Origin of the sequence: Tanticharoenia sakaeratensis NBRC 103193 (assembly GCF_000963885.1) — a bacterium.
GTDB classification, from domain to species: Bacteria; Pseudomonadota; Alphaproteobacteria; order Acetobacterales; family Acetobacteraceae; genus Tanticharoenia; species Tanticharoenia sakaeratensis.
Window position 1 is genome coordinate 1 of sequence record NZ_BALE01000028.1, and the last position, 19,398, is coordinate 19,398.

Genomic DNA, 19,398 nt, shown 5'->3' on the forward strand with positions numbered 1-19,398 from the left:
GGGAGCCGATGCGGGCGGGCCCGGGCTGGCAGGGTCAGGCCGGACGCGGGCCGGGCGGGGGGCCTAGACGCGCACCCGAACGTCCGGGCGGCGGTTTCGGGCCCGGCGGAGGCGGCCATGGGGGATCTGGCGGGCATCCGGGCGGCCACCCGGGTGGACAGCATGGCGGAGGGCACGAAGACGGGCATCCGGGGCATTAGGCCGGGGTCCGAAGCCTGAGATCATCGACCGTCACGGCTTGCCGGCCGTGGCGGTCGACGGATGCGACAGGGGTCGTTCCCGGAGGGGCTCGGGCATGAAGAGTCTGTGAGGTGGTTGACGCGGCGTTCGCATGGGCCAATTCAAGGGGCGTTGAGTGGCGCCCGACATATGCTCACATGGAGCATAACTCGCGGGCCGGACCGGAGAGCCGTCATGGACCAGCTAGCACCGCGACATCGTCTTGATCCGTTATATGAGCGCGTATCGCGCCTGATGTGGCGCTCGGATTTCGACGCCCGTTTCGCCGAGGACATCGAGGCGATCCTCGATCTCAAGCGGACGCACAATGCGGTGATCCTGGCCCATAATTACCAGACGCCGGAGATCTTCCACTGTGTGGCGGACATCACCGGGGACAGCCTGGCGCTGGCGCGCCGCGCACAGGGGCTGGACGCGGACGTGATCGTCATGGCGGGCGTGCATTTCATGGCCGAGACCGCCAAGATGATGAATCCGGACAAGACCGTGCTGATCCCGGACGGGCGTGCGGGATGTTCGCTCGCGGAGGCAATCACGCCTGCGAACGTGCGGTCGCTGAAGGCGGCTCATCCCGGTGTTCCGGTCGTGACGTATGTGAATTCCTCGGCGGCGGTGAAGGCGGAGAGCGATATCTGCTGCACGTCGGCGAACGCGAAGAAGATCGTCGAGAGCCTCGGTGTTCCGGAGGTCATCATGATCCCGGACGAATTTCTGGCGCAGAACATCGCGGCCGAGACGGGTATCCGCATGATCACCTGGCCGGGGCATTGCGAGGTGCATGAGCGCTTCACGCCGGGCGAGATCCGGCAATATCGGCGCATGCATCCCGGTGTCGTGGTGCTGGCGCATCCGGAATGTCCGCCCTCCGTCGTGGCGGAGGCCGATTTTTCGGGCTCGACCGCCGCGATGTCGGATTTCGTGGCGACCAGCGGCGCGCAAAAGGTGCTGCTGGTGACCGAATGTTCCATGAGCGACAATCTTTCGGCGTCGCACCCGGAGACGGTGTTCGTGCGGCCGTGTCAGCTGTGCCCGCACATGAAGCGGATCACGCTGGCCAATATCCGCCACGCACTGGAGACCATGTCCGAAGAGGTCGTGATTCCCGCCGAGCTGCAGATTCCGGCACGGCGCGCGGTCGAGGCGATGCTGGCGGCATCCTGAGGATCCGTCCGGTCTTCCGGCAGCAAGGAGCGGCGTTCTGACGAACGCCGGATTTCTGGTTCTTTTTCGAAAAAGAACAGGAGACGCTTCGTGACAGTTCCCGTCATCGTCGGGTCCGGGCTCGCCGGGCTTGCGACAGCACTCCATCTCGAACGGCCCTGTGTTCTGGTCGCGCCGGGCGGCCTCGGCGTGGGGGCGTCCAGCGCCCTGGCACAGGGCGGCCTCGCAGCGGCGATCGGCGCGGATGACAGCGTGGCCCTGCATGCGGCGGATACGATCGCGGCAGGAGACGGGCTGTGCGACGCGCAGGCGGTGCGTTCCATCGTGGCGGAAGGCCCGGATGTCGTGGCTGCGCTGGCGCGGATGGGCGTGTCGTTCGATGAGGACGAAACCGGGGATCCGGACCTGCATCTGGAAGCGGCCCACAGCCGGGCGCGGATCGTCCATGCGGGCGGCGATGGCAGCGGTGCCGCGATCATGCGGGCACTGGTCGAGAAAGTTCGGGAGCGTCCCGAGATCGAGGTGATCGAGGGCTGGGGCCTGGGCGCGATCCGGCTTCGCCAGGGTGCTGTGGCAGGGGTGGAGCTGGTGCGCGGCACGGAGCGCCGGGTGTTGCGGACACATGCCTGCGTGCTGGCGACGGGGGGTGTCGGCGGGCTGTATCGGCCGACGACCACACCGACGGGCCTTGCGGGAGCGGAGCCCGGCAGCGGGCTTGCGGCGGCGGCGCGGGCAGGGGCGCTGCTCGCCGATCTGGAATTCGTGCAGTTTCATCCGACCGCGCTGCGGGGTGTGGCAGGGGCGGGACGCTGGCCGCTCGTCAGCGAGGCCGTGCGTGGGGCAGGGGCGGTGCTGGTCGATGAGACGGGCGCGCGGTTCACGGAGGAGCTGGCCCCGCGGGACGTGGTCGCGCGCGCCATCGCGGCGCATATGCGTGACGGGCACGCGGTTTTTCTGGATGCGCGGGCGCGGATCGGAGCATCGTTTTCCGCGATGTTCCCGGGGATCGCGGCATCCTGTCAGGCAATCGGCGTGGACCCTGAGCATGATCCGATCCCGGTACAGCCGGCCGTGCATTATCACATGGGCGGGATTGTGACCGATCTTAGTGGGCGCACGTCGGTCGACGGGCTCTGGGCGGTCGGGGAGGCGGGCTGCACCGGCCTGCATGGGGCCAACCGGCTTGCGAGCAACTCGCTTCTGGAGGCGTTCGTGATGGGACGGCGCGCGGGCCTTGCCCTGCGTGAGGGCGCGGGGCGCGATGTCGGGACCGGCGGTTTCGATCCGGTATTCCTGCAGGCGCGAGGTGGCGGTCGCGACACGGCGATGGCCGCCATCGGGGCGGGGCTCGGGCTGCTCCGTGACGGGGCGGGGCTTGCGCGTGCGGTCTCGAGGCTGGCGCCGCTGGCCGCCCGGTCCGACGTCGGTCTGGCCGGCTTCCTGATGGCGCGCGCGGCATTGCTGAGGCGCGAAAGCCGGGGCAGCCACTACCGGGTCGACTATCCGCAGGCCGCGCCCGGTGCCGTGCGGCACATGGTCCGTCTGGCCGATATCATGGATGAAATTGCCGAGCTGGAGTGCGTGGCGTGAACGATGGCCTGACTGAATTGCCGGATATTCTGGTCGAGCCCCTGATCAGGGCAGCTCTTCTGGAAGATCTGGGCATAGCCGGGGATGTGACGACGGATGCCGTCGTGGCGCCGGGCATCGAGGTGGAGGCGATTTTCCGCGCGCGGGTGGATGGTGTGGTGGCTGGACTGTCGGCGGCGCGGCTGGCCTTCACCCTGCTCGATCCGTCCGTGCGGTTCGTGTCCGTCCTGCGGGACGGGGCGCGGGTTGTGACGGGGTCCGAGATCGCCCGCGTGGCCGGGCGGGCGACGACGGTTCTCGGTGGAGAACGGGTTGCCCTGAATATCCTGTCGCATCTGAGCGGTATCGCGACAGCGACGAACGGGATCGTGCGTGCGGTGTCGCATACGAAGGCGCGGGTGTGCTGCACGCGCAAGACGCTGCCGGGCCTGCGTTCCCTGCAGAAATATGCCGTGCGCGCGGGCGGCGGGGCGAACCATCGGCTGCGCCTCGATGATGCGATCCTGATCAAGGACAATCATCTGGCGCTGGCGGGCGGCGTGCGTCCGGCTTTGGAACGCGCACGGGCGCGAGCCGGGCATCTGGTGAAGATCGAGCTTGAGGTCGACACCCTGTCGCAGCTGGCCGAGGCCATCGCGGCCGGGGGGGCGGATGCCTATCTGCTGGACAACATGTCGCCTGCGCTGCTGCGCGAGGCGGTGGGCATGATCGGCGGGCGTGCGATCGCGGAAGCGTCCGGCGGGATCACGCCGCAGACGGCGCCCGCCATCGCCGAAGCCGGGGTCGACGTGCTGTCGCTCGGCTGGCTGACGCATACGGTTCGCGCGCTGGATATCGGGCTGGATATCGGGTGAGAGAATGCGCGTCCTGTCGATAGTCCGGTAAGGACTGCGTGAGACGAGAACGAGGCGTATCGCTCGTGCGTTGTGCCTGATGGTGCACCATCGGTGCACGAACCGGGGACAGAACATGAGCGCAGGTCGATCTCAACGCCATCCATGGTGGCTGGCCGGAGCCGTGTTCGCGGCCGGGCTGGTCTATGGCCGCAGGACACAGGGCTACGACCAGATCGACGAAGGCCTGCGTTCTCCGCTTTTGTGGATGCGGACGCCATCGATCGGCGCGCTTACCCTGCCGCTCTGGCGGGCCGCGATGGGGCGGGCGACGCCGTGTGTCGAGGGCGTGACGCTCGAGACGCGACGTATCGCAAGTGAGGATGGCGCCGAGATCGGCGTGTTCATCTATCGCCCGCATGCCCTGCGCGAACGGGGGCCGGTGCTGTTCTACATTCATGGCGGCGGGACGATCATGGGGTCGGCCGCGGCCTATCACACCATCGTCTCGGGCTATGCCCGCGATCTCGGGATCATGGTCGTCAGCGTGGATTATCGGCTGGCACCCGAGCATCCGTTTCCGACGCCTCTGGACGATGTTCATGCGGCCTATCTCTGGCTGCGGGATTCGACATCCGCGCTTGCCGTCGATGCCGACCGGATTGCGGTTGGCGGCGACAGCGCTGGCGCGGGACTGGCAGCCGCATTGTGTCAGCGTATCCGGGATGTCGGCGAAGGGGCACCGGTCTTTCAGCTTCTGGTCTATCCGATGCTGGACGATCGCACGACATTGCGCAGGCCATCGCATCATCGCGGGCAGCTGCTCTGGACGGCCGCGTCGAACCTGTTCGCCTGGACCAGCTATCTTGGCCGTGCACCGGTCGCCGAAGGAGCACCGGCCTATGCCGCGCCGGCGCGGTGTCCGGATCTGTCGGGATTGCCGCCGGCCTGGATCGGGATCGGGACGCTCGATCTTTTCTACGACGAGGACGTCGATTATGCGCGCCGGCTGCGCAGCGCGGGTGTCGCATGTGAGATCGAGATCGTGAAAGGCGCTTACCACGCCTTTAATATAAGGCAGACCCGACCGGCGCGAGCGTTCAACGACAGGATGATCGATGCGGTCCGAAAGGGCCTTGGTCTTTTGGAAAATCCCTCTGCGGCTCAGTGAATTTTCGGCCGCGCTCCAGCGTGGGTACGTATCGTGAGCCGGACGCGATGATGTCGCGTTCGGCGTTTCCTGTCAGGCGGTCGTATCGGCCCGTGGGGCCGATTTGAGAATATCCTCGATCTTGTCGGCAAGCGTCTGGATCGGAAACGGCTTGGTCAGCAGGTACATGCCCGGGCGCAGGTCGTTGGCCGTCAGGACGGTATGCTCGGCGTAGCCGGTGATAAACAGCACGGGCAGGTTCGGGCGCAGGGTGCGGGCGTGATCGGCGAGCTGACGCCCGTTCATGCCGCCCGGCAACCCGACATCGGTGATGAGGAGATCGATCGCAATCGCGGGATCGCCCAGCAGGGCGGTCGCCGCGTCTGCGTCGGCGGCGGTGCGGATCGTATGGCCCGCGTCTTCCGCGATATCGTGGGCGAGCATCCGGATCGTCGGTTCGTCGTCGACGAGCAGGATCTGGCGCCCGTCCGCGTCCGTGCGGGACGAGATGGATGTCTCGACGGCTTCGGCGTCCGATGTTGCGGCGCCGTCCGAGAATGGCAGGTCGATGCTGACGGTGCTGCCGATGCCGGGCGTGGATGTGATGGCGGTATGGCCGCCCGACTGGTGCGCGAAGCCGTAGACCATGGACAGGCCGAGGCCCGTGCCGCGTCCGATGGGCTTGGTGGTGAAGAACGGATCGAAGGCGCGCGCCATGATGTCGGGCGCCATGCCGGTGCCGGTATCGGTCACGCTGAGACGGGCATAGCGGCTCGATGAGGTCTCCCCGGCGGTGTCCGTCCCTGTGGCCTGCGGGCGCAACGTGGTCGAGATCGTCATGCGGCCACCGTCGGCCATGGCATCGCGGGCATTGATGCACAGGTTCAGCAGCGCGTTCTCGACCTGGTGAGCGTCGGCGAGGATGGGGCCGAGCGTTTCGTCGCGCCGGACATCGAGGGTGATCGTCGGGCCGATGGTACGACGGATCAGGTCTTCCATGCCGTCGATCAGGCGATTGAGATCGACGGGTTTCGGATCGAGCGTCTGGCGGCGGGAGAAGGCGAGCAGGCGGTGCGTCAGGGAGGCCGCCCGCAGGGCGGCGCCGTGGGCCGCGTCGACATAGCGCAGGAGGCCGCTTGCGGACGGTTCGGATGCGGGAATGCGCTCGATCTTGCGGCGCAGCAGTTCGAGGCCTGCCGTGATGCCGGTCAGGAGGTTGTTGAAGTCGTGCGCGAGGCCGCCGGTCAGCTGGCCGACCGCCTCCATCTTCTGGGCCTGACGCAGGGCGTCCTCGGTGGCGCGCTGGGTCGTGACGTCGCGGCCGATCAGGAAGGTGCGGCCGCCTTCGGCAGCGGCGTGCCAGGCGATGATGCGATAGCTGCCGTCGCGCGTGCGAATCCGGTTCTCGAAGCCGCTGGCGGGCGTCGTCGGATCGCGCAGGGCCGCGATGGCCTGCGCGGTCGTGTCGGCCTGATCGGGATGGACGATGTGGGTTGCGTCGTATCCGACGACTTCGGCGGCGGACCAGCCGAGCGTGCGGGTCCAGGCATCGTTGACGGCGGTCAGGCGGCGGTCTTCGTCGAGCACGCCCATGAGGTCGCCCGAGAGCCGCCACATGCTGTCGCGTTCGCGCGTGCGTTCGGCGACCGCGCGCTCGAGCACCGTTGCGAGTTCCCGGATGCGGGCCTCGGCGCGGCGACGTTCGATGGTCGCCCGCATGCGCCAGGCGACGCTTGCGGCGAAGCTGATCTCCTGCTCGGTCCAGTGCCGCGGCTCGGCTGCGTTCATGAACAGGAGGGCGACGAAGCGGCCGTCTTCCATCAGCGGCATGTTGACGAAGGCGCGCACCGCGATTGCCGCGAGGTTCGGCGCCATGTCGGCGGTGCGGGCGTCGGCCAGGGTGTCGTGCACGACGGCGTTGCGGCCGCGCACGAGGTCTTCGACGTAGGAGCCGTAGTTGCGCAGCGCGTGCTGGCGCGGGATGTCCGGGCGACCGGGTTCCGACCAGTCGGCCGTGATGACGATGCGATCGCCGGCGCCCTGGACGTCGGCATAGCCTACATGCGCGACTTGCAGCGTCTCGGCGATGACCATGGAGGCCTCGCGCGCGATGGCCGCCGGATCCTCGAGATCGCGCAGGCGATCGGCGAGGCCGAGGAGCGCGTTCTGCCGGCTTTCGGTCCGCAGGCGATCGGTGATCTCGAGGAACAGGACAGCGAAGCGATCCCCGCCCGTCGGCAGGGCGTGGCCTTCATACCAGCGGGCCGGCTCGGGGTTGGGCCAGGGGATCGGCCATGCCCTGGCGGCATCGCGCATGATGGGGCGCAGGAAGGTCGCATGATGTCCCGTCTCCACGACGGTCGCCATTTCCTCGATCCAGGCATCCTGGATACCGGGCAGGAGCGATTTCACCGTGCGACCGATCACGTCCTCGCTGGGGAAGCCCAGCAGGCGGCCGAAGGCGGGGTTGGCCTCGACATAGCGCCAGTCGCAGGCCCGGCCGTGTTCGTCGCGGATCAGTTCGCCGATCATGAAGCCTTCCTGCAGGCTCATGAACAGGCTGCGCCAGTGTGTCTCGGTATCGGCAAGTGCGCGTTCGGCGCGGCGCAGGCGGGTGATGTCGCGCGAGACGGCAAGCACGCGTTCGGGCCGGCCGTCCGCACCCCTGATCGGGGTCACGACCACGTCCCATGTGCGGGCATTGCCCTTGGCCGTCGGTGCCGCACCCTGAAAGCGGCCGGTGCCGCCCTGCCGGGCGGCATCCAGTGCGCGGCTTGCGGCGGCCCGCTGGGGGCCGTTCCAGAAATCGAGCCACGGGCAGTTCCTGACGCGGCTGAAATCCTCGATTTCCATGGCCGTGCGGCCGCCTTCGCTCATGAACAGGAGGCGGCCGTCGAGATCGAGTATCTTGATGCAGTCCGCCGAGCTTTCGAAGATGCGGCGGTTGAGTTCCTCGCTGGCGGCGAGCGCGGTTTCGGCGACCTTGAGGTCGGTCATGTCCACGACGACGCCGAGGTTGCGCGTGGGGTCGGATGCCTGGGTGGTGCCCCGCGCCAGCAGGTGGAGCATGTGGCCGTCGCGGCCCATGATCCGGAACTGCCGCAGGTAGCGCCGGGTCTCTCCGCGTGTGTGGCTTTCAGGGACCTGGAGGTAGTCCGCACGGTCGTCGGGATGGACGCGGGCGACCATGTCCGCAAGCGGGATGCCGCGCGCCATCGCATCCGCGTCGATCCCGAGCAGGGCGGCATAGCGGGCGTCGCCCTCGATGACGTCGCGCGCGGTATCGCGGGTAAAGAAGCCGATGGCGTCGCTGTCGCGCAGGACGGCGAAATGTTCGGCGCTGTGCCATGGCGCCGGTGAGGATGGCGGCTGCCCGAATGGCGCCTGCCCGGACGGGACCCGCGAGGAAGCGGCCCGAGGCGGCTGCGTCCGAGCGGGTGGGGTCGGGGCGGGTGCGGGCTGTCCGTTGTCGCGCAGGGCACGCAGGGCGTGCGAGATCACGTCCCGCGCAGATGCATGGCGGCCGGACGCGATCTCGTCCGCGATGAAGCGGGCAAGGTCGTCGTCGAGCGGATTGCTGGCATCGAGGGGGGTGGGACTGATCTGGTCCATGGTCATCGTATCAGGGGGCTTTGCGCATCATATATATGGGGTGTGGCGAAACGCCATGCTGGCCTTTGGAGCGACGTGACGGTAATAAGCCGCGCTTCGGGTTCCGGGTTCGCCGGGCCCTGTCAGGAATAAGGTGCCCTGCGGGGATCGAGAGGGATCGTTTGGCATGAGCTGGCTGACCGAGTACGTGCGACCGAAGATCCGCGGGCTGCTCAAGCGCGAGGTGCCGGACAATCTCTGGACGACGTGCGAGAGCTGTTCGCAGATGGTTCTCGTGCGGGATCTGGAGCGATCGCTGAAGGTGTGTCCGCATTGCGGCCATCACATGCGCGCGCTGGCGAACGAGCGTCTGGCCTGGACCTTCGACGACGGCGTCTACACGAAGATCGAACTGCCGAAGGTGCCGGTCGATCCGCTCGAGTTCCGCGACCGCAAGCGGTACACGGAGCGCCTGAAGGATGCGCGCACCAAGACGCAGCTCGACGAAGCGATGGTCGTGGCACACGGCAAGCTCGGCGGACGCGATGCGGTCGTGGCCGTCATGGCGTTCGAGTTTCTGACCGGCACCATGGGTGCGGCGCTGGGCGAGGCGTTCGTCGCCGCCTGCCGGCTGGCCGTGCTGCAGCGTGCCCCGCTGGTTGTCTTCACGGCGTCGGGCGGCGCGCGGATGCAGGAAGGCATGATCAGCCTGATGCAGATGCCGCGCACGACGATCGGCGTGCAGATGCTGCGCGAGGCCGCGCTGCCCTACATCGTCGTTCTGACCGATCCGACGACGGGCGGTGTCTCGGCATCCTTCGCGATGCTGGGCGACGTGCAGATCGCCGAGCCCAAGGCGCTGATCGGGTTCGCCGGTCCCCGCGTCATTCAGGACACGGTGCGCGAGACGCTGCCCGAAGGGTTCCAGCGCGCGGAATACCTGCGCGATCATGGCATGATCGACATGGTCGTGCCCCGGAAGGACCTGCGCGAGACGCTGATCCGCGTGTCGGGCCTTCTGGGCGCGCGCACGACGCCCCTGCCCGCCGAACTGCCGGTGCTGAATGCAGCGCTCGCCTGACGATGCGGCACCCGCCGACGTGGCGGAGCTTGCCGCTCCCGCGCCGGGGGTGACGACGCTGGGCGAATATGCGGGCCGCACGGGCGCGATCCTCGCGCGGGTGCATGCGCTGTATCCGACGCTGATCGATCTCTCGCTCGGGCGGCTGGAGCGGCTTCTGGCAGCGCTCGGCCATCCGGAGCGGCATCTGCCGCCGGTCGTGCATGTGGCCGGGACGAACGGAAAGGGCTCGACCTGTGCTGCCGTGCGGGCGATCGCCGAGGCGGCGGGCTGGCGCGCGCATGTCATGACGAGCCCGCATCTGGTCAGCCTGCTGGAGCGGTTCCGGATTGCCGGGCGTCTGGTGGACGAGGACGCGCTGGTAGCCGTGCTCGAGGAAATCGAGGCCGCCAATGCGGGAGCCGCGATCACGGTGTTCGAGGTGCTGACGGCGGCGGGGCTCGTGCTGTTCGCGCGCACGCCGGCGGAGATCGCGGTCGTCGAGGTGGGCCTTGGCGGCCGTTTCGATGCGACGAACGTCGTGCCGCATCCGGCGGTCAGCGTCATTTCGCGCATCGGGCTCGATCATCAGGCCTTTCTGGGTGACACGCTGGCGGCAATTGCCGGGGAAAAGGCCGGTATCATCAAGCCGGGAGCGCCGGTCGTCAGCGCGGCCCAGGCGCCCGAGGCGGCGGACGTCATCGCGGCGAAGGCCGAGGCGGTGGGATCGGTCCTGTGGCTGGGTGGCCGGGACTGGACGATCGAGGCTGCGGGCAACGGCACGCTTCGCTATGGCGATCCGTTGGGCACGCTCGTGCTGCCGATGCCGTCGCTGTCCGGGCCCCACCAGGTCGACAATGCGGGGCTTGCGATCGCGGCCCTCCGGGCATCGGGCCTTGCGGTGCCCGATGCTGCATGGTCGGGCATTGCCCGGGCGTCATGGCCTGCGCGGATGCAGCGCCTGCATGGTGTGCTCGCGGATCAGGTGCCTGGGTGCGAGTTGTGGCTGGATGGCGGCCATAATCCGGATGCCGGGGTGGCGCTCGGGGCCGTAATCGACGGTTGGGCCGAGGCCGATCGTGCGGCGGGCCGCGAGCCGCAGCCCGTTCATGTCATCGTCGGCATGAAGCAGACGAAGGATGTGGCGGGGTTCCTGCGGCCGCTGCTCGCCCGGGCGAGCAGCGTGCAGGCTGTGGCCGAGCCGGGCCAGCATCTGGCGATCCCGGTGGAGGAGGTCGTGGCGGCGAGCGGCGGGCAGGCTGTGGCGGGGCCGGTCATCGCGACGGCGCTGGAACGGATCCGGACGGGCGCACCGGGACGGGTCCTGATCTGCGGCAGCCTGTATCTCGCCGGCGTGGCGCTGGCGCAGGATGGCTACGTGCCGGTCTGAGGCACGAGGGCTCGGCGCGCGCGCTACGTATCGGGTGTAAGGCTTGTTTCGTCGCGCATCTCTTGCCGGAGGGCTGACATCCTGAATGCCGTCTGTCTCGCGGCGGCTGTGTCAGGCGTGGATCGGAAATATAGTCGAGGAAGCTGCATCGTGCTGTGCGGCTCCTGCGGTTCGACAAACGACGACCGGACAGTCTCTCGGGTCATTGCGCCAAGGTATGGCGACAATACGCGCAGGGACAGGCGCGTAATCATCCTGTGAATTCCCCGGCCGCATAGGCTGTAGCCGAATTATTGCAGGATTGGAGCCTCGAGGATGGGGCGAACGGCCACTTCATACGGACATTGTGCGGGATGGCCTGGCTGGGCGCGAATGCGCGTTCGGATGACAAGGAGCCGGGTCCGAGACCGGTCCGATTGTGGCCCGGGATCGTCACATGTCGAAAATGCCGAAAAAAAGAATGGCTGAAGGACGAGCTTGTCGGCCGGCAAGACGATCGGAAGCAGGGAATTTCCGGGGCCAGTGAATATGTCCGCTTTGGTCATATGTCTCCCGTCAACATCGCGGATCGTCAGCATTGCACTGGGGCTTTCCGGATTCTGGCGACATTATTCCGTCGGGATTGCAGGTTCCTGCCCAAAGGGGGCGAGCAGCGGTATAATCCGGTATGAGGTCCTGTAAGGTTTTCCGGTTCATTACTGTGACGACTGGAAAATAAACCGATCCGGGGAATTCTTCGCTTTTCCTGAGCATTGCATCGTTGGATGCCTGAACCCGGCTCGGCGAGGTGGGATTGGGGCGAACCGGTGCATGCATCTCCCGAGCGGGGCTCATCCGGTTGGTGATGCCCGGGCTGTATCGGATCCTGACATGATGTCGGGCGGGAATTTATCGGTATAAAAAATCTGTCCTGATGGGTGACCGGGCTGTGAGTCCTGCGTAATCGTCACCATGTTTCCTTCAGAACAGAAAATATGCCGGGCAGCAGGCGGGATGGATGCTGCGCGGAGGGCACGTGCTGCTGTCATCGGTAACATGAGGCTGCGCGGGGTCTCGGGGACTGAGATATGTGTTCCGGGACTGTTACCGTCGAAAGGCAGGAATCCGTAATATCGGTGCAGCCTCGATTGTGAATTCCGTGCGCGACCGGGGCATATACGTGCGGATCATCATGGCTCGTGACGAAGATCTGGCGGATGCGGCGAGGCCGGATTTTGGGCACGGACTCTCGACATGAATACAGCGACGGTTGGTGCGGTGAAAATGGCGCGTGTCGTCATGTACTGCGCGAGCTGATGACGTGAAAGAGGTCGTCGTACCTTCAAGGGCGATGTTCCTGAAATCACTCCACAGAATCACGTTGGGTTATTTGTCGAATGTGATGCGCGACTGTTCTTGAATGCGACCGGGTCGATGACTGATCGGGGGCTTCGGTCTGCCATGACGCAGGGCAGCACTTTGGGACGCAGGCCCTGTGCGCATTGCCGGAGCGATATACAGGCACGCTACAGAGTGTCCGTGCGTCGATCTTTACAGGATCAAGACAATTCCCACTGCGTGTTGCCACTCAAGACGGAAAACCTTTTGAAGGCTGGGCGATGGAGACAACGATGACGAACGAGAACCGCCGGTATCATCACGGCGATCTGCGTGCGGAACTCCTTCGGGTCGCGCGCGAAATTCTGGAGGAAGAGGGCATCGGCGCGCTGAAACTGCGCGCGATTACCCGGCGGACAGGCGTATCGGCCACGGCGGCGGCGCCCCATTTCGGCCCTCTCTCGGGCCTCCTGAGCGATCTGGCGGCAACCGGGTTTCTGGAGCTGGCAGCGACATTGGCGCGTGAGACCACGCAGGCCGGCATGGCGCATGCCTATGTGCGGTTCGCGCTCGACAATCCCGGTTTGTTTACGCTGATGTTTCGGAACGACGCGCTCGACCGGACACGCCCGGATTATATCGCATCTTCCGGGCAGGTGCTGGCCATGCTGGAGCGCGCGGCGGAGAAAGGCGCGGCACATGACGCGCCCCATGATACCGGCCGCCTTGCAGCGCGCTGGGGGCTGATGCATGGGCTCTCGGTCCTTGCGATCGGCGGCATGTTGGAACGTCTGCTGGATAAAGAGGATCCCGCCGCACTGGAGCGGCTGATGATCGAGGCAACGGGCGCCTGACCAGGCCGGTTTTCGCAGCACATCGCGACACGCATGGCTTCGCGGGCTCTGGCGGATGCCGGACAAGGCGGGGCTGCCGATCTCGCATCCTGAAATCGTGGGCGCGATGCCGGACTATGAGTATCGCGCGTTTTTTGGGCGTGCCCGGCATGATGGGCCGTCCTGCGACGGATATTGTCCGGCAAAAACGGCATGGGCCGGCGTCATGCGGGATTGGATTTCAGGACCTCCGGCGCGATATTATCGGGCATGCAGCCTGCAGGGGCTGCGACCGTGGTGACATGCCGTTATACTCGTCTCGACACATGGCCGCCCGGATCAAGGGGCGGCCCGGGAGCGGACGGCGCATGGGTCAGACCGCGATGCGTTGTTGTGCGAAGGAACGGACGAATGACGACCGGGGACAATATTCACAAGCTCAATGTCAGCAGCGACGGCGATGGCAAGGCGGGAGACCGGCGCATGGTCTTCAAGATGATCGGGATGACGGCCGGTTTCTTCCTGTTCCTGCTGTTTCTCGGCATGGCCTGTTACACGACGACGATGGACGTCAACAACAACGTCCATGTGAACTGGTGGCTGATGGGTATCGCGTTTTTCTGGGCCGGCGTCTTCATGTACCACGCGGGCATATCCTGACCGCAGTCCCCGAATACAGCCCAGACATGGATTACAAGGAAAGCGCCTGCTGAACCGCCAGCCCTTCAGGGCGGTGGCGGAAACGAAAGACGCTTGCTGGAGATTATCCGGCCTTTTCCTTGTTGGCCTTCCTTGTGGCGGCCGCTTTTTTCGCGGCAGCGGAGCGGTCGGCTTTCGGTCTCTCCGCGGATGCCTTTCCGCCCAGCTCCCCGCCGCGTTCGCTCGGTTCATGGTTTTCAGCATGGCCACGGCCGCTGCCGCTTTTCCTGCCGCCGCCGCTTTCCTTGTTCACGGTCGCCCAGGCCCGACGTTCGGCTTCCTTTTCCGGGACGCCGCGATGCTCGTAGCCCTGTTCGATATGCTCGGCTTCGCGTTTCTGCTTGTCGGTATAGGCTGATTTGTCGCCACGGGGCATGGTGGCTCTCCCTATGGTGTCCTGTTACCGGCGAACGCCGCAGACAGGGGCGGGTTTCAACCGGCTTCAGTCCATCTGCGGGGCACAATAGCCGGTCCCGACCTGATCCTTCGGATGATAGGCGAGATCGGTGCTGCGTTCGTCGAGCACCACGGATTCCGGTTGGCCGACATGCGGCAGCCCGGTCAGGGTGCCGACGAGGCGATGGTTCTCGAAATGGCCCTGAAAGGCCACGGTCGCGGCCGCGCTGTCACGATCGTCGGTAACGAGGAAGCTGAGGGCGTCGCCCGGTCGGCTGGTTTCGACGATGGTGCCGGACAGCGGCCGGATCAGGGCGCCTTCCGACCAGGACAGGGTCACTGACGGCAGCGGGTCTCCATCGGTCATGGCGATGACATAACCCGCGATGCGTCCGCCGCCTTTCTCGTAGCAGGTATTGGCAAAGAGCCGGGTTGCGGCCTGGGATCCGTTGGCCGTGACCAGGGCGAGGACGACGGGGGGCAGCGCCCTGCAGCACACAGGCCAGCGATAGATGGACCAGCGATATCTGGCGGCTGCGGACGCCGCATTCCGGCGGCGTTCGGGGTGGATGCGCGTTCTGCGGCTCAGGGGCATCTCACCGGATTCCGGATGTGTGACGTACGGGAAGGATAGGGCGACCGTTACGTCTTCTGCTGGAGAAAACGCGGGCCGGTCATGTCATTTCCGCGTGAGAACGGCCGGGAGGTTTGCGTTCGCGTCGGTCAGTGCGTCCTCGCACAATAGCCGGTGTCGACCCGATCCTTCGGATCGAACGCTTCGTCATGCGTGCGGCGCTTCAGCGTCACGGTCTCGGGGCGGCCGACCCATGGCAGGCCGGTCAGCGTCCCGATCAGGCGGTCGTGGTCGTAATGGCCGCGGAACGTGATGGTGAAACGGTCATGCGTCTCGTCGCGGGGCATGGCGACGATGAAGCTCAACGCGTGTCCCGGACGGCTCGTAGTGAGCAGGGTGCCGGGATGCGGCGGCACGAGATCGCCATCAGTCCAGGAGAGGGCGACGGCCGGATGCGGCCTGGCGTCGGTGACCGTGACGACGTAGCCCGCGATGTCGCCGCTTTCCTTCTCGTAACACGTGTTGGCGTAGAGCCGGGTTTCGGCCCGTGCTGCCGTGGTCGTGGCGCAGGCGAGGACCGCAAGGGTCAGAGCGAGGCGGCGCATGCGTCAGGTCGCGCGCACGGCGGCGGCGAGCGCCCTGATCTCGTCCACGACGGTCGGAACCGTGCGCTCGGTGGCGCGGCCGTTTTCCAGTGTCGTGGCCAGCGTCTTGATGAGGGCGGAGGCGACAACGGCGGCATTGCCGATCCGCGAGGCCGTGCGGGCCTGCTCCGGCGTCGTGATGCCGAAGCCGATGGCGACCGGCAGATCGGTCTGGGCGCGGATCTTCGGCAGGGCTGCGTTCAGCTGCGCCTCGGTCGCGGAGGTGGTACCCGTGATGCCGGTGATGCTGACGTAGTAGAGGAAGCCGGACGCGCCCGTAAGAACGGTGCGCAGGCGCTCCTCGGTCGTGTTGGGGGCGATCAGGCGGATGATGTCGAGGCCGTTCGCTGTCGTGTGGGGCGCGAGAAGGTCGGCTTCCTCGGGCGGCACGTCGACGATGATGAGGCCGTCCACGCCGGCTTTGGCGGCATCGCGGCAGAAGCGCTCGGGGCCGTAGCTGTCGATCGGGTTGAGGTAACCCATCAGGATGATCGGCGTGTCGTGATCCGTTTCGCGGAAGGTTGCGACCATCTTCAGCACATGGCCCAGCGTCGCGCCGGCCTTCAGGCCACGCAGGGCCGCGGCCTGAATGGTCGGGCCGTCGGCGGAGGGATCGGAAAACGGCATGCCGATCTCGATCAGGTCCGCACCTGCTTCCGGCATCGCGCGCAGGAGGGCAAGCGACGTGTCGTAATCCGGGTCGCAGGCTTCGAGATAGGGGATGAGGGCGCCGCGTCCCTGGCTCTTGAGGGCGGCGAAACGGGCGGCGATGCGGCTCATGGTGTTCCGGTGCTTCGTGTTGGTGCAAGGAGGTCAGGAGCGCCGCCCCTGAAACCCCGCCAGAGGGCAGTCGCCCTTTGGAAACCCTTGACTCAGGTATTCGGGATGAAAGGGGCGCGCCCCTTCCGGGTGGGTGGGGCAGAGCCCCGCATTACAGTTCCACGCCGAGGTGTTTTGCGACCGTATTGACGTCCTTGTCGCCACGGCCGGACACGTTCAGCACGATGATCTGGTCGGGGCGCATCGTGGGCGCGATCTTCATGACGTGGCCCAGGCCGTGTGCGCATTCGAGCGCCGGAATGATGCCTTCGAGGCGGGTGAGCAGCGTGAAGGCGTCGAGCGCTTCATTGTCGGTGACGCCGACATACTGGGCGCGGCCGATCTCGTGTAGCCATGAGTGTTCGGGGCCGATGCCGGGGTAGTCGAGGCCTGCGCTGATGGAGTGCGCCTCGTCGATCTGGCCGTTTGCGTCCTGCAGCAGGTAGGTGCGGTTGCCGTGCAGCACGCCCGAGCGGCCACGCGAGATCGAGGCGGCGGTCTTGCCGGAATCGAGGCCGTGACCTGCCGCTTCCACACCGATGAGGGCGACGTCGGGATCGTCGAGGAAGGGGTGGAAGATGCCCATGGCGTTGGAGCCGCCGCCGATGGCGGCCACGATCGCATCGGGCAGGCGGCCTTCGGCCTGCAGGATCTGCTCTTTCGTCTCCGTGCCGATGATCGACTGGAAGTCGCGCACCATCTCCGGATAGGGATGCGGACCCGCCACCGTGCCGACGAGGAAATAGGTGTCGTGCACGTTGGCGACCCAGTCGCGCATCGCCTCGTTCATGGCATCCTTGAGCGTGCCGGCGCCGGCCGTGACCGGCTTCACCTCGGCACCCAGCAGGTGCATGCGGAACACGTTGGGCTTCTGCCGCTCGACGTCGGTCGCACCCATGTAGATCACGCATTTCAGCCCGAACAGCGCGCAGACGGTGGCGGTTGCGACACCGTGCTGGCCCGCGCCGGTCTCGGCGACGATGCGGGTCTTGCCCATCCGCCGCGCCAGCAGGATCTGGCCCATGACGTTGTTCAGCTTGTGGGAGCCGGTGTGGTTCAGCTCCTCGCGCTTGAGGTAGATCCTGGCGCCTCCGAGATGCTCGGTCAGGCGGCGCGCGAACCACAGCGGGCTCGGACGGCCCACGTAATGCGTGAGATGGAAGTCCAGATCGGTGCGGAAGCCCGGGTCTTCCTTCGCGCGGGCATAGGCCGCTTCGAGATCGAGCACGAGCGGCATGAGCGTTTCGGCGACGAACCGGCCGCCGAACGGTCCGAAGCGGCCGCGATCGTCGGGGCCCGAGCGCAGGCTGTTGGACCGCAGGGTGCTGGACAGGTTCGGGGACGTCTCGTTCATGACCGTGCTTCGTGTTCCGACGCTGGACTATAGGGGGGCCGGTCCTTGGGCTTTCGCCGGGGCCTGTCCCGTGGGGCGGCTACCCTGATCGCTTGGAAACGTGCGATCAAGTGTGAAGCGTCATCTCCGGAGTTCGTTCCTTTATGTTTCTTGCCCGTGCCATCGGTCAGCCCGCCCGCGAAGTGGAGGACGGTGACAATCCCGGTGGCATCGTGTGGTGGGACCTGCTGCGGCCGACGGATGCGGAAATCGCACGGGCCGAGCGTCTGGGTGGCCTGCATGTGCCGCGTCGCGCGGAGGTCGAGGAAATCGAAAGTTCCTCGCGCCAGTATCAGCGCGACGGGGCCGTCTATCTCTCCATGCCGCTGGTGCGGCGATCGGAGGCGGGCGACGTGGCGCAGGTCTATCCCTTGGGTCTCGTCCTGTCGCATGACCGGCTCATGACCGTGCGCTATTCCGACTATCACGCGTTCGACGCGCTCGGGACGGATCTGGCGGGAGGGGGGCAGCATGCCTCGGCGCCGGAGCTTGCGATCGCGCTGTTCGAGGCGATCGTCAATCGGCTGGCGGACGTGCTGGAGCATCTGGACGGGACGCTGAATGCGCGGTCGCGGACGATCTTCGCGCCGGAAGGCAGGGGCCGGCAGGCGGCGGTCGCGGGGCGGCTGCGCGCGTCATTGCGCGATCTGGGAGCCGGCGGCGATCTGGCCTCGGCGGTGCGCGACAGTCTTCTGGGCGTGGACCGTTCGACGCGGTTCCTGGCCGATTGCGGGATGTTCCGCGACGAGGACGGCCTGCGGGGGCGGCTGGTGCTGCTGGCGCGGGACGTCACGTCGCTGACGGATTTCGTCGGGCATACGACCAACAAGGTGCAGTTCCTCCTGGATGCGACGCTGGGCTTCATCAGCATCGACCAGAACGACAACATGAAGGTGCTGACGGTCATCAGTGCGATCGGCATACCGCCGACGCTGATCGCGGGCATCTACGGCATGAATTTCAAGGTCATGCCGGAACTCAACTGGGCATACGGGTATTGGTACAGTCTTGCCTTGATGGCTGCCTCGGCCATCATGCCTCTGTTCGTGTTCTGGCGTCTGGGCTGGATAGGAAACCGATGACCGCTCGTCTGCTGCTGGCCTGTGCCGCCATTCTGCCCCTGTCACTCGCGCCCGGACCGGCACGGGCCGATGCCGTGCAGACGGATGTGCCGCCTGCCTCGCCGCAGGCTGTGGTGGACCAGCTCGTGCAGGAACCCTGGCGGTATGACGGGACGGCAACCGGCGTGGCTGCGCTGGAATCCACGACGTGGCGGAACGGTCGGCAACCGACACGGATCCTGATCGGGCTTCATCCGGTTGCCCCGGCATCCGTCTCCGACGTGCCGGGCCCGGCCAGACAGCAGCTCGCAGGTGAGATCGTGGCCCTGGATTCCGACAGCCGCCCGGTTGCCGCAGCTCCCATCGGAGGCACGATCGATCGGGGTGCGGGGCCGCGTGCCAATACAGCGGCGTGCGAACTGAAGACGCATCTGGCGGCTGATCTGGTCCTGCACGGTGTGTGCGGCCCGCAGCTGCTGTCGGGTTCAATGTCGGTCGAGGAGCCGACGCTTGCGCGGGTCCTGATCGATATCGGCGCCGCGTCGCCACCGATGACCGCGGGCGAATACTGGCTCGGGCCGCTGCGCTGAACGGTTTTCGCCGCCGTATGGAATGAACGCGCGCCGCAATCGCTCCCGGCCACGATG

At 66.6% G+C, this 19,398-nt stretch carries 17 protein-coding genes; 11 read left to right on the forward strand and 6 right to left on the reverse strand.

From position 1 onward, the window contains the following. The 5 genes from B8446_RS16480 to B8446_RS09790 form a co-directional block, all read left to right on the forward strand. Window positions 1-200, forward strand: a 200-nt coding sequence (locus tag B8446_RS16480; protein WP_206742557.1) for a hypothetical protein, incomplete at its 5' end; no start/stop codon positions are given. A gap of 214 nt (window positions 201-414) precedes the next feature. Then, window positions 415-1,401 (forward strand): quinolinate synthase NadA, encoded by a 987-nt coding sequence (gene nadA, locus B8446_RS09775; protein ID WP_048849182.1) that lies wholly within the window; start codon window positions 415-417, stop codon window positions 1,399-1,401. A 90-nt stretch (window positions 1,402-1,491) separates the two neighbouring features. After that, window positions 1,492-2,991, forward strand: coding sequence for an L-aspartate oxidase (locus tag B8446_RS09780; RefSeq protein WP_048849183.1), 1,500 nt, complete (start codon window positions 1,492-1,494; stop codon window positions 2,989-2,991). Next, window positions 2,988-3,845 (forward strand): carboxylating nicotinate-nucleotide diphosphorylase, encoded by an 858-nt coding sequence (nadC, locus tag B8446_RS09785; protein ID WP_241767732.1) that lies wholly within the window; start codon window positions 2,988-2,990, stop codon window positions 3,843-3,845. The genes B8446_RS09780 and nadC overlap by 4 nt, the downstream gene beginning before the upstream one ends. Window positions 3,846-3,960: 115 nt before the next feature. Beyond that, complete coding sequence (locus B8446_RS09790; protein ID WP_158507558.1) at window positions 3,961-4,995, forward strand: alpha/beta hydrolase; 1,035 nt, start codon at window positions 3,961-3,963, stop codon at window positions 4,993-4,995. Between the two features lie 72 nt (window positions 4,996-5,067). Here the strand turns inward: B8446_RS09790 and B8446_RS09795 are convergent, their stop codons facing one another. Then, on the reverse strand, window positions 5,068-8,586 hold the full coding sequence (locus tag B8446_RS09795) for a PAS domain S-box protein (RefSeq protein WP_048849184.1): 3,519 nt from the start codon (window positions 8,584-8,586) through the stop codon (window positions 5,068-5,070). Window positions 8,587-8,752: 166 nt separating this feature from the next. On the opposite strand from B8446_RS09795, the gene accD reads away from it, so the two are divergent. From accD to B8446_RS09825, 4 genes are all read left to right on the forward strand, one after another. Then, window positions 8,753-9,646 carry an acetyl-CoA carboxylase, carboxyltransferase subunit beta gene (gene accD / locus B8446_RS09800; protein ID WP_048849185.1) on the forward strand — a complete coding sequence of 298 codons (894 nt, stop codon included), beginning with the start codon at window positions 8,753-8,755 and terminating at the stop codon, window positions 9,644-9,646. After that, a complete protein-coding gene (locus B8446_RS09805; protein ID WP_048849186.1) occupies window positions 9,630-11,015 on the forward strand; it encodes a bifunctional folylpolyglutamate synthase/dihydrofolate synthase in 1,386 nt (461 codons plus the stop codon). Before accD ends, B8446_RS09805 begins: the two co-directional genes overlap by 17 nt. A gap of 1,610 nt (window positions 11,016-12,625) precedes the next feature. Beyond that, on the forward strand, window positions 12,626-13,186 hold the full coding sequence (locus B8446_RS09815) for a TetR/AcrR family transcriptional regulator (RefSeq protein WP_241767733.1): 561 nt from the start codon (window positions 12,626-12,628) through the stop codon (window positions 13,184-13,186). A gap of 390 nt (window positions 13,187-13,576) precedes the next feature. Further along, a complete protein-coding gene (locus tag B8446_RS09825; RefSeq protein WP_048849190.1) occupies window positions 13,577-13,825 on the forward strand; it encodes a hypothetical protein in 249 nt (82 codons plus the stop codon). A gap of 103 nt (window positions 13,826-13,928) precedes the next feature. Here B8446_RS09825 and B8446_RS09830 read toward each other — a convergent pair whose 3' ends face one another. The 5 genes from B8446_RS09830 to trpB form a co-directional block, all read right to left on the reverse strand. Further along, window positions 13,929-14,240 (reverse strand): hypothetical protein, encoded by a 312-nt coding sequence (locus B8446_RS09830; RefSeq protein ID WP_048849191.1) that lies wholly within the window; start codon window positions 14,238-14,240, stop codon window positions 13,929-13,931. A 66-nt stretch (window positions 14,241-14,306) separates the two neighbouring features. After that, window positions 14,307-14,855: a hypothetical protein gene (locus tag B8446_RS09835; protein ID WP_048849192.1), complete on the reverse strand. Its 549-nt coding sequence runs from the start codon at window positions 14,853-14,855 to the stop codon at window positions 14,307-14,309. A gap of 128 nt (window positions 14,856-14,983) precedes the next feature. Further along, window positions 14,984-15,439, reverse strand: coding sequence for a hypothetical protein (locus tag B8446_RS09840; protein WP_048849193.1), 456 nt, complete (start codon window positions 15,437-15,439; stop codon window positions 14,984-14,986). 3 nt (window positions 15,440-15,442) lie between these two features. After that, entirely contained in the window at window positions 15,443-16,258 is an 816-nt protein-coding gene (trpA, locus tag B8446_RS09845) for a tryptophan synthase subunit alpha (protein WP_048849194.1), read from the reverse strand. Between the two features lie 151 nt (window positions 16,259-16,409). Next, window positions 16,410-17,651, reverse strand: coding sequence for a tryptophan synthase subunit beta (trpB, locus tag B8446_RS09850; RefSeq protein WP_148505944.1), 1,242 nt, complete (start codon window positions 17,649-17,651; stop codon window positions 16,410-16,412). A gap of 143 nt (window positions 17,652-17,794) precedes the next feature. Between trpB and B8446_RS09855 the strand changes: the two genes are divergently transcribed. Together B8446_RS09855 and B8446_RS09860 are read left to right on the forward strand one after the other, a co-directional pair. Then, a complete protein-coding gene (locus B8446_RS09855; protein ID WP_048849195.1) occupies window positions 17,795-18,772 on the forward strand; it encodes a magnesium transporter CorA family protein in 978 nt (325 codons plus the stop codon). Further along, window positions 18,769-19,341, forward strand: a complete 573-nt coding sequence (locus tag B8446_RS09860) for a hypothetical protein (protein WP_048849196.1) — start codon at window positions 18,769-18,771, stop codon at window positions 19,339-19,341. The genes B8446_RS09855 and B8446_RS09860 overlap by 4 nt, the downstream gene beginning before the upstream one ends. The last annotated feature ends 57 nt before the right edge of the window (window positions 19,342-19,398 follow it).

What these genes read in the sequence shown, in the direction of transcription:
- nadA (WP_048849182.1), top strand. Translation starts at nt 415, where the DNA reads ATGGACCAGCTAGCACCGCGACATCGTCTTGATCCGTTATATGAGCGC.
- B8446_RS09790 (WP_158507558.1), top strand. Translation starts at nt 3,961, where the DNA reads ATGAGCGCAGGTCGATCTCAACGCCATCCATGGTGGCTGGCCGGAGCC.
- B8446_RS09795 (WP_048849184.1), bottom strand. Translation starts at nt 8,586, where the DNA reads ATGGACCAGATCAGTCCCACCCCCCTCGATGCCAGCAATCCGCTCGAC.
- accD (WP_048849185.1), top strand. Translation starts at nt 8,753, where the DNA reads ATGAGCTGGCTGACCGAGTACGTGCGACCGAAGATCCGCGGGCTGCTC.
- B8446_RS09805 (WP_048849186.1), top strand. Translation starts at nt 9,630, where the DNA reads ATGCAGCGCTCGCCTGACGATGCGGCACCCGCCGACGTGGCGGAGCTT.
- B8446_RS09815 (WP_241767733.1), top strand. Translation starts at nt 12,626, where the DNA reads ATGACGAACGAGAACCGCCGGTATCATCACGGCGATCTGCGTGCGGAA.
- B8446_RS09825 (WP_048849190.1), top strand. Translation starts at nt 13,577, where the DNA reads ATGACGACCGGGGACAATATTCACAAGCTCAATGTCAGCAGCGACGGC.
- B8446_RS09830 (WP_048849191.1), bottom strand. Translation starts at nt 14,240, where the DNA reads ATGCCCCGTGGCGACAAATCAGCCTATACCGACAAGCAGAAACGCGAA.
- B8446_RS09835 (WP_048849192.1), bottom strand. Translation starts at nt 14,855, where the DNA reads ATGCCCCTGAGCCGCAGAACGCGCATCCACCCCGAACGCCGCCGGAAT.
- B8446_RS09840 (WP_048849193.1), bottom strand. Translation starts at nt 15,439, where the DNA reads ATGCGCCGCCTCGCTCTGACCCTTGCGGTCCTCGCCTGCGCCACGACC.
- trpA (WP_048849194.1), bottom strand. Translation starts at nt 16,258, where the DNA reads ATGAGCCGCATCGCCGCCCGTTTCGCCGCCCTCAAGAGCCAGGGACGC.
- trpB (WP_148505944.1), bottom strand. Translation starts at nt 17,651, where the DNA reads ATGAACGAGACGTCCCCGAACCTGTCCAGCACCCTGCGGTCCAACAGC.
- B8446_RS09855 (WP_048849195.1), top strand. Translation starts at nt 17,795, where the DNA reads ATGTTTCTTGCCCGTGCCATCGGTCAGCCCGCCCGCGAAGTGGAGGAC.
- B8446_RS09860 (WP_048849196.1), top strand. Translation starts at nt 18,769, where the DNA reads ATGACCGCTCGTCTGCTGCTGGCCTGTGCCGCCATTCTGCCCCTGTCA.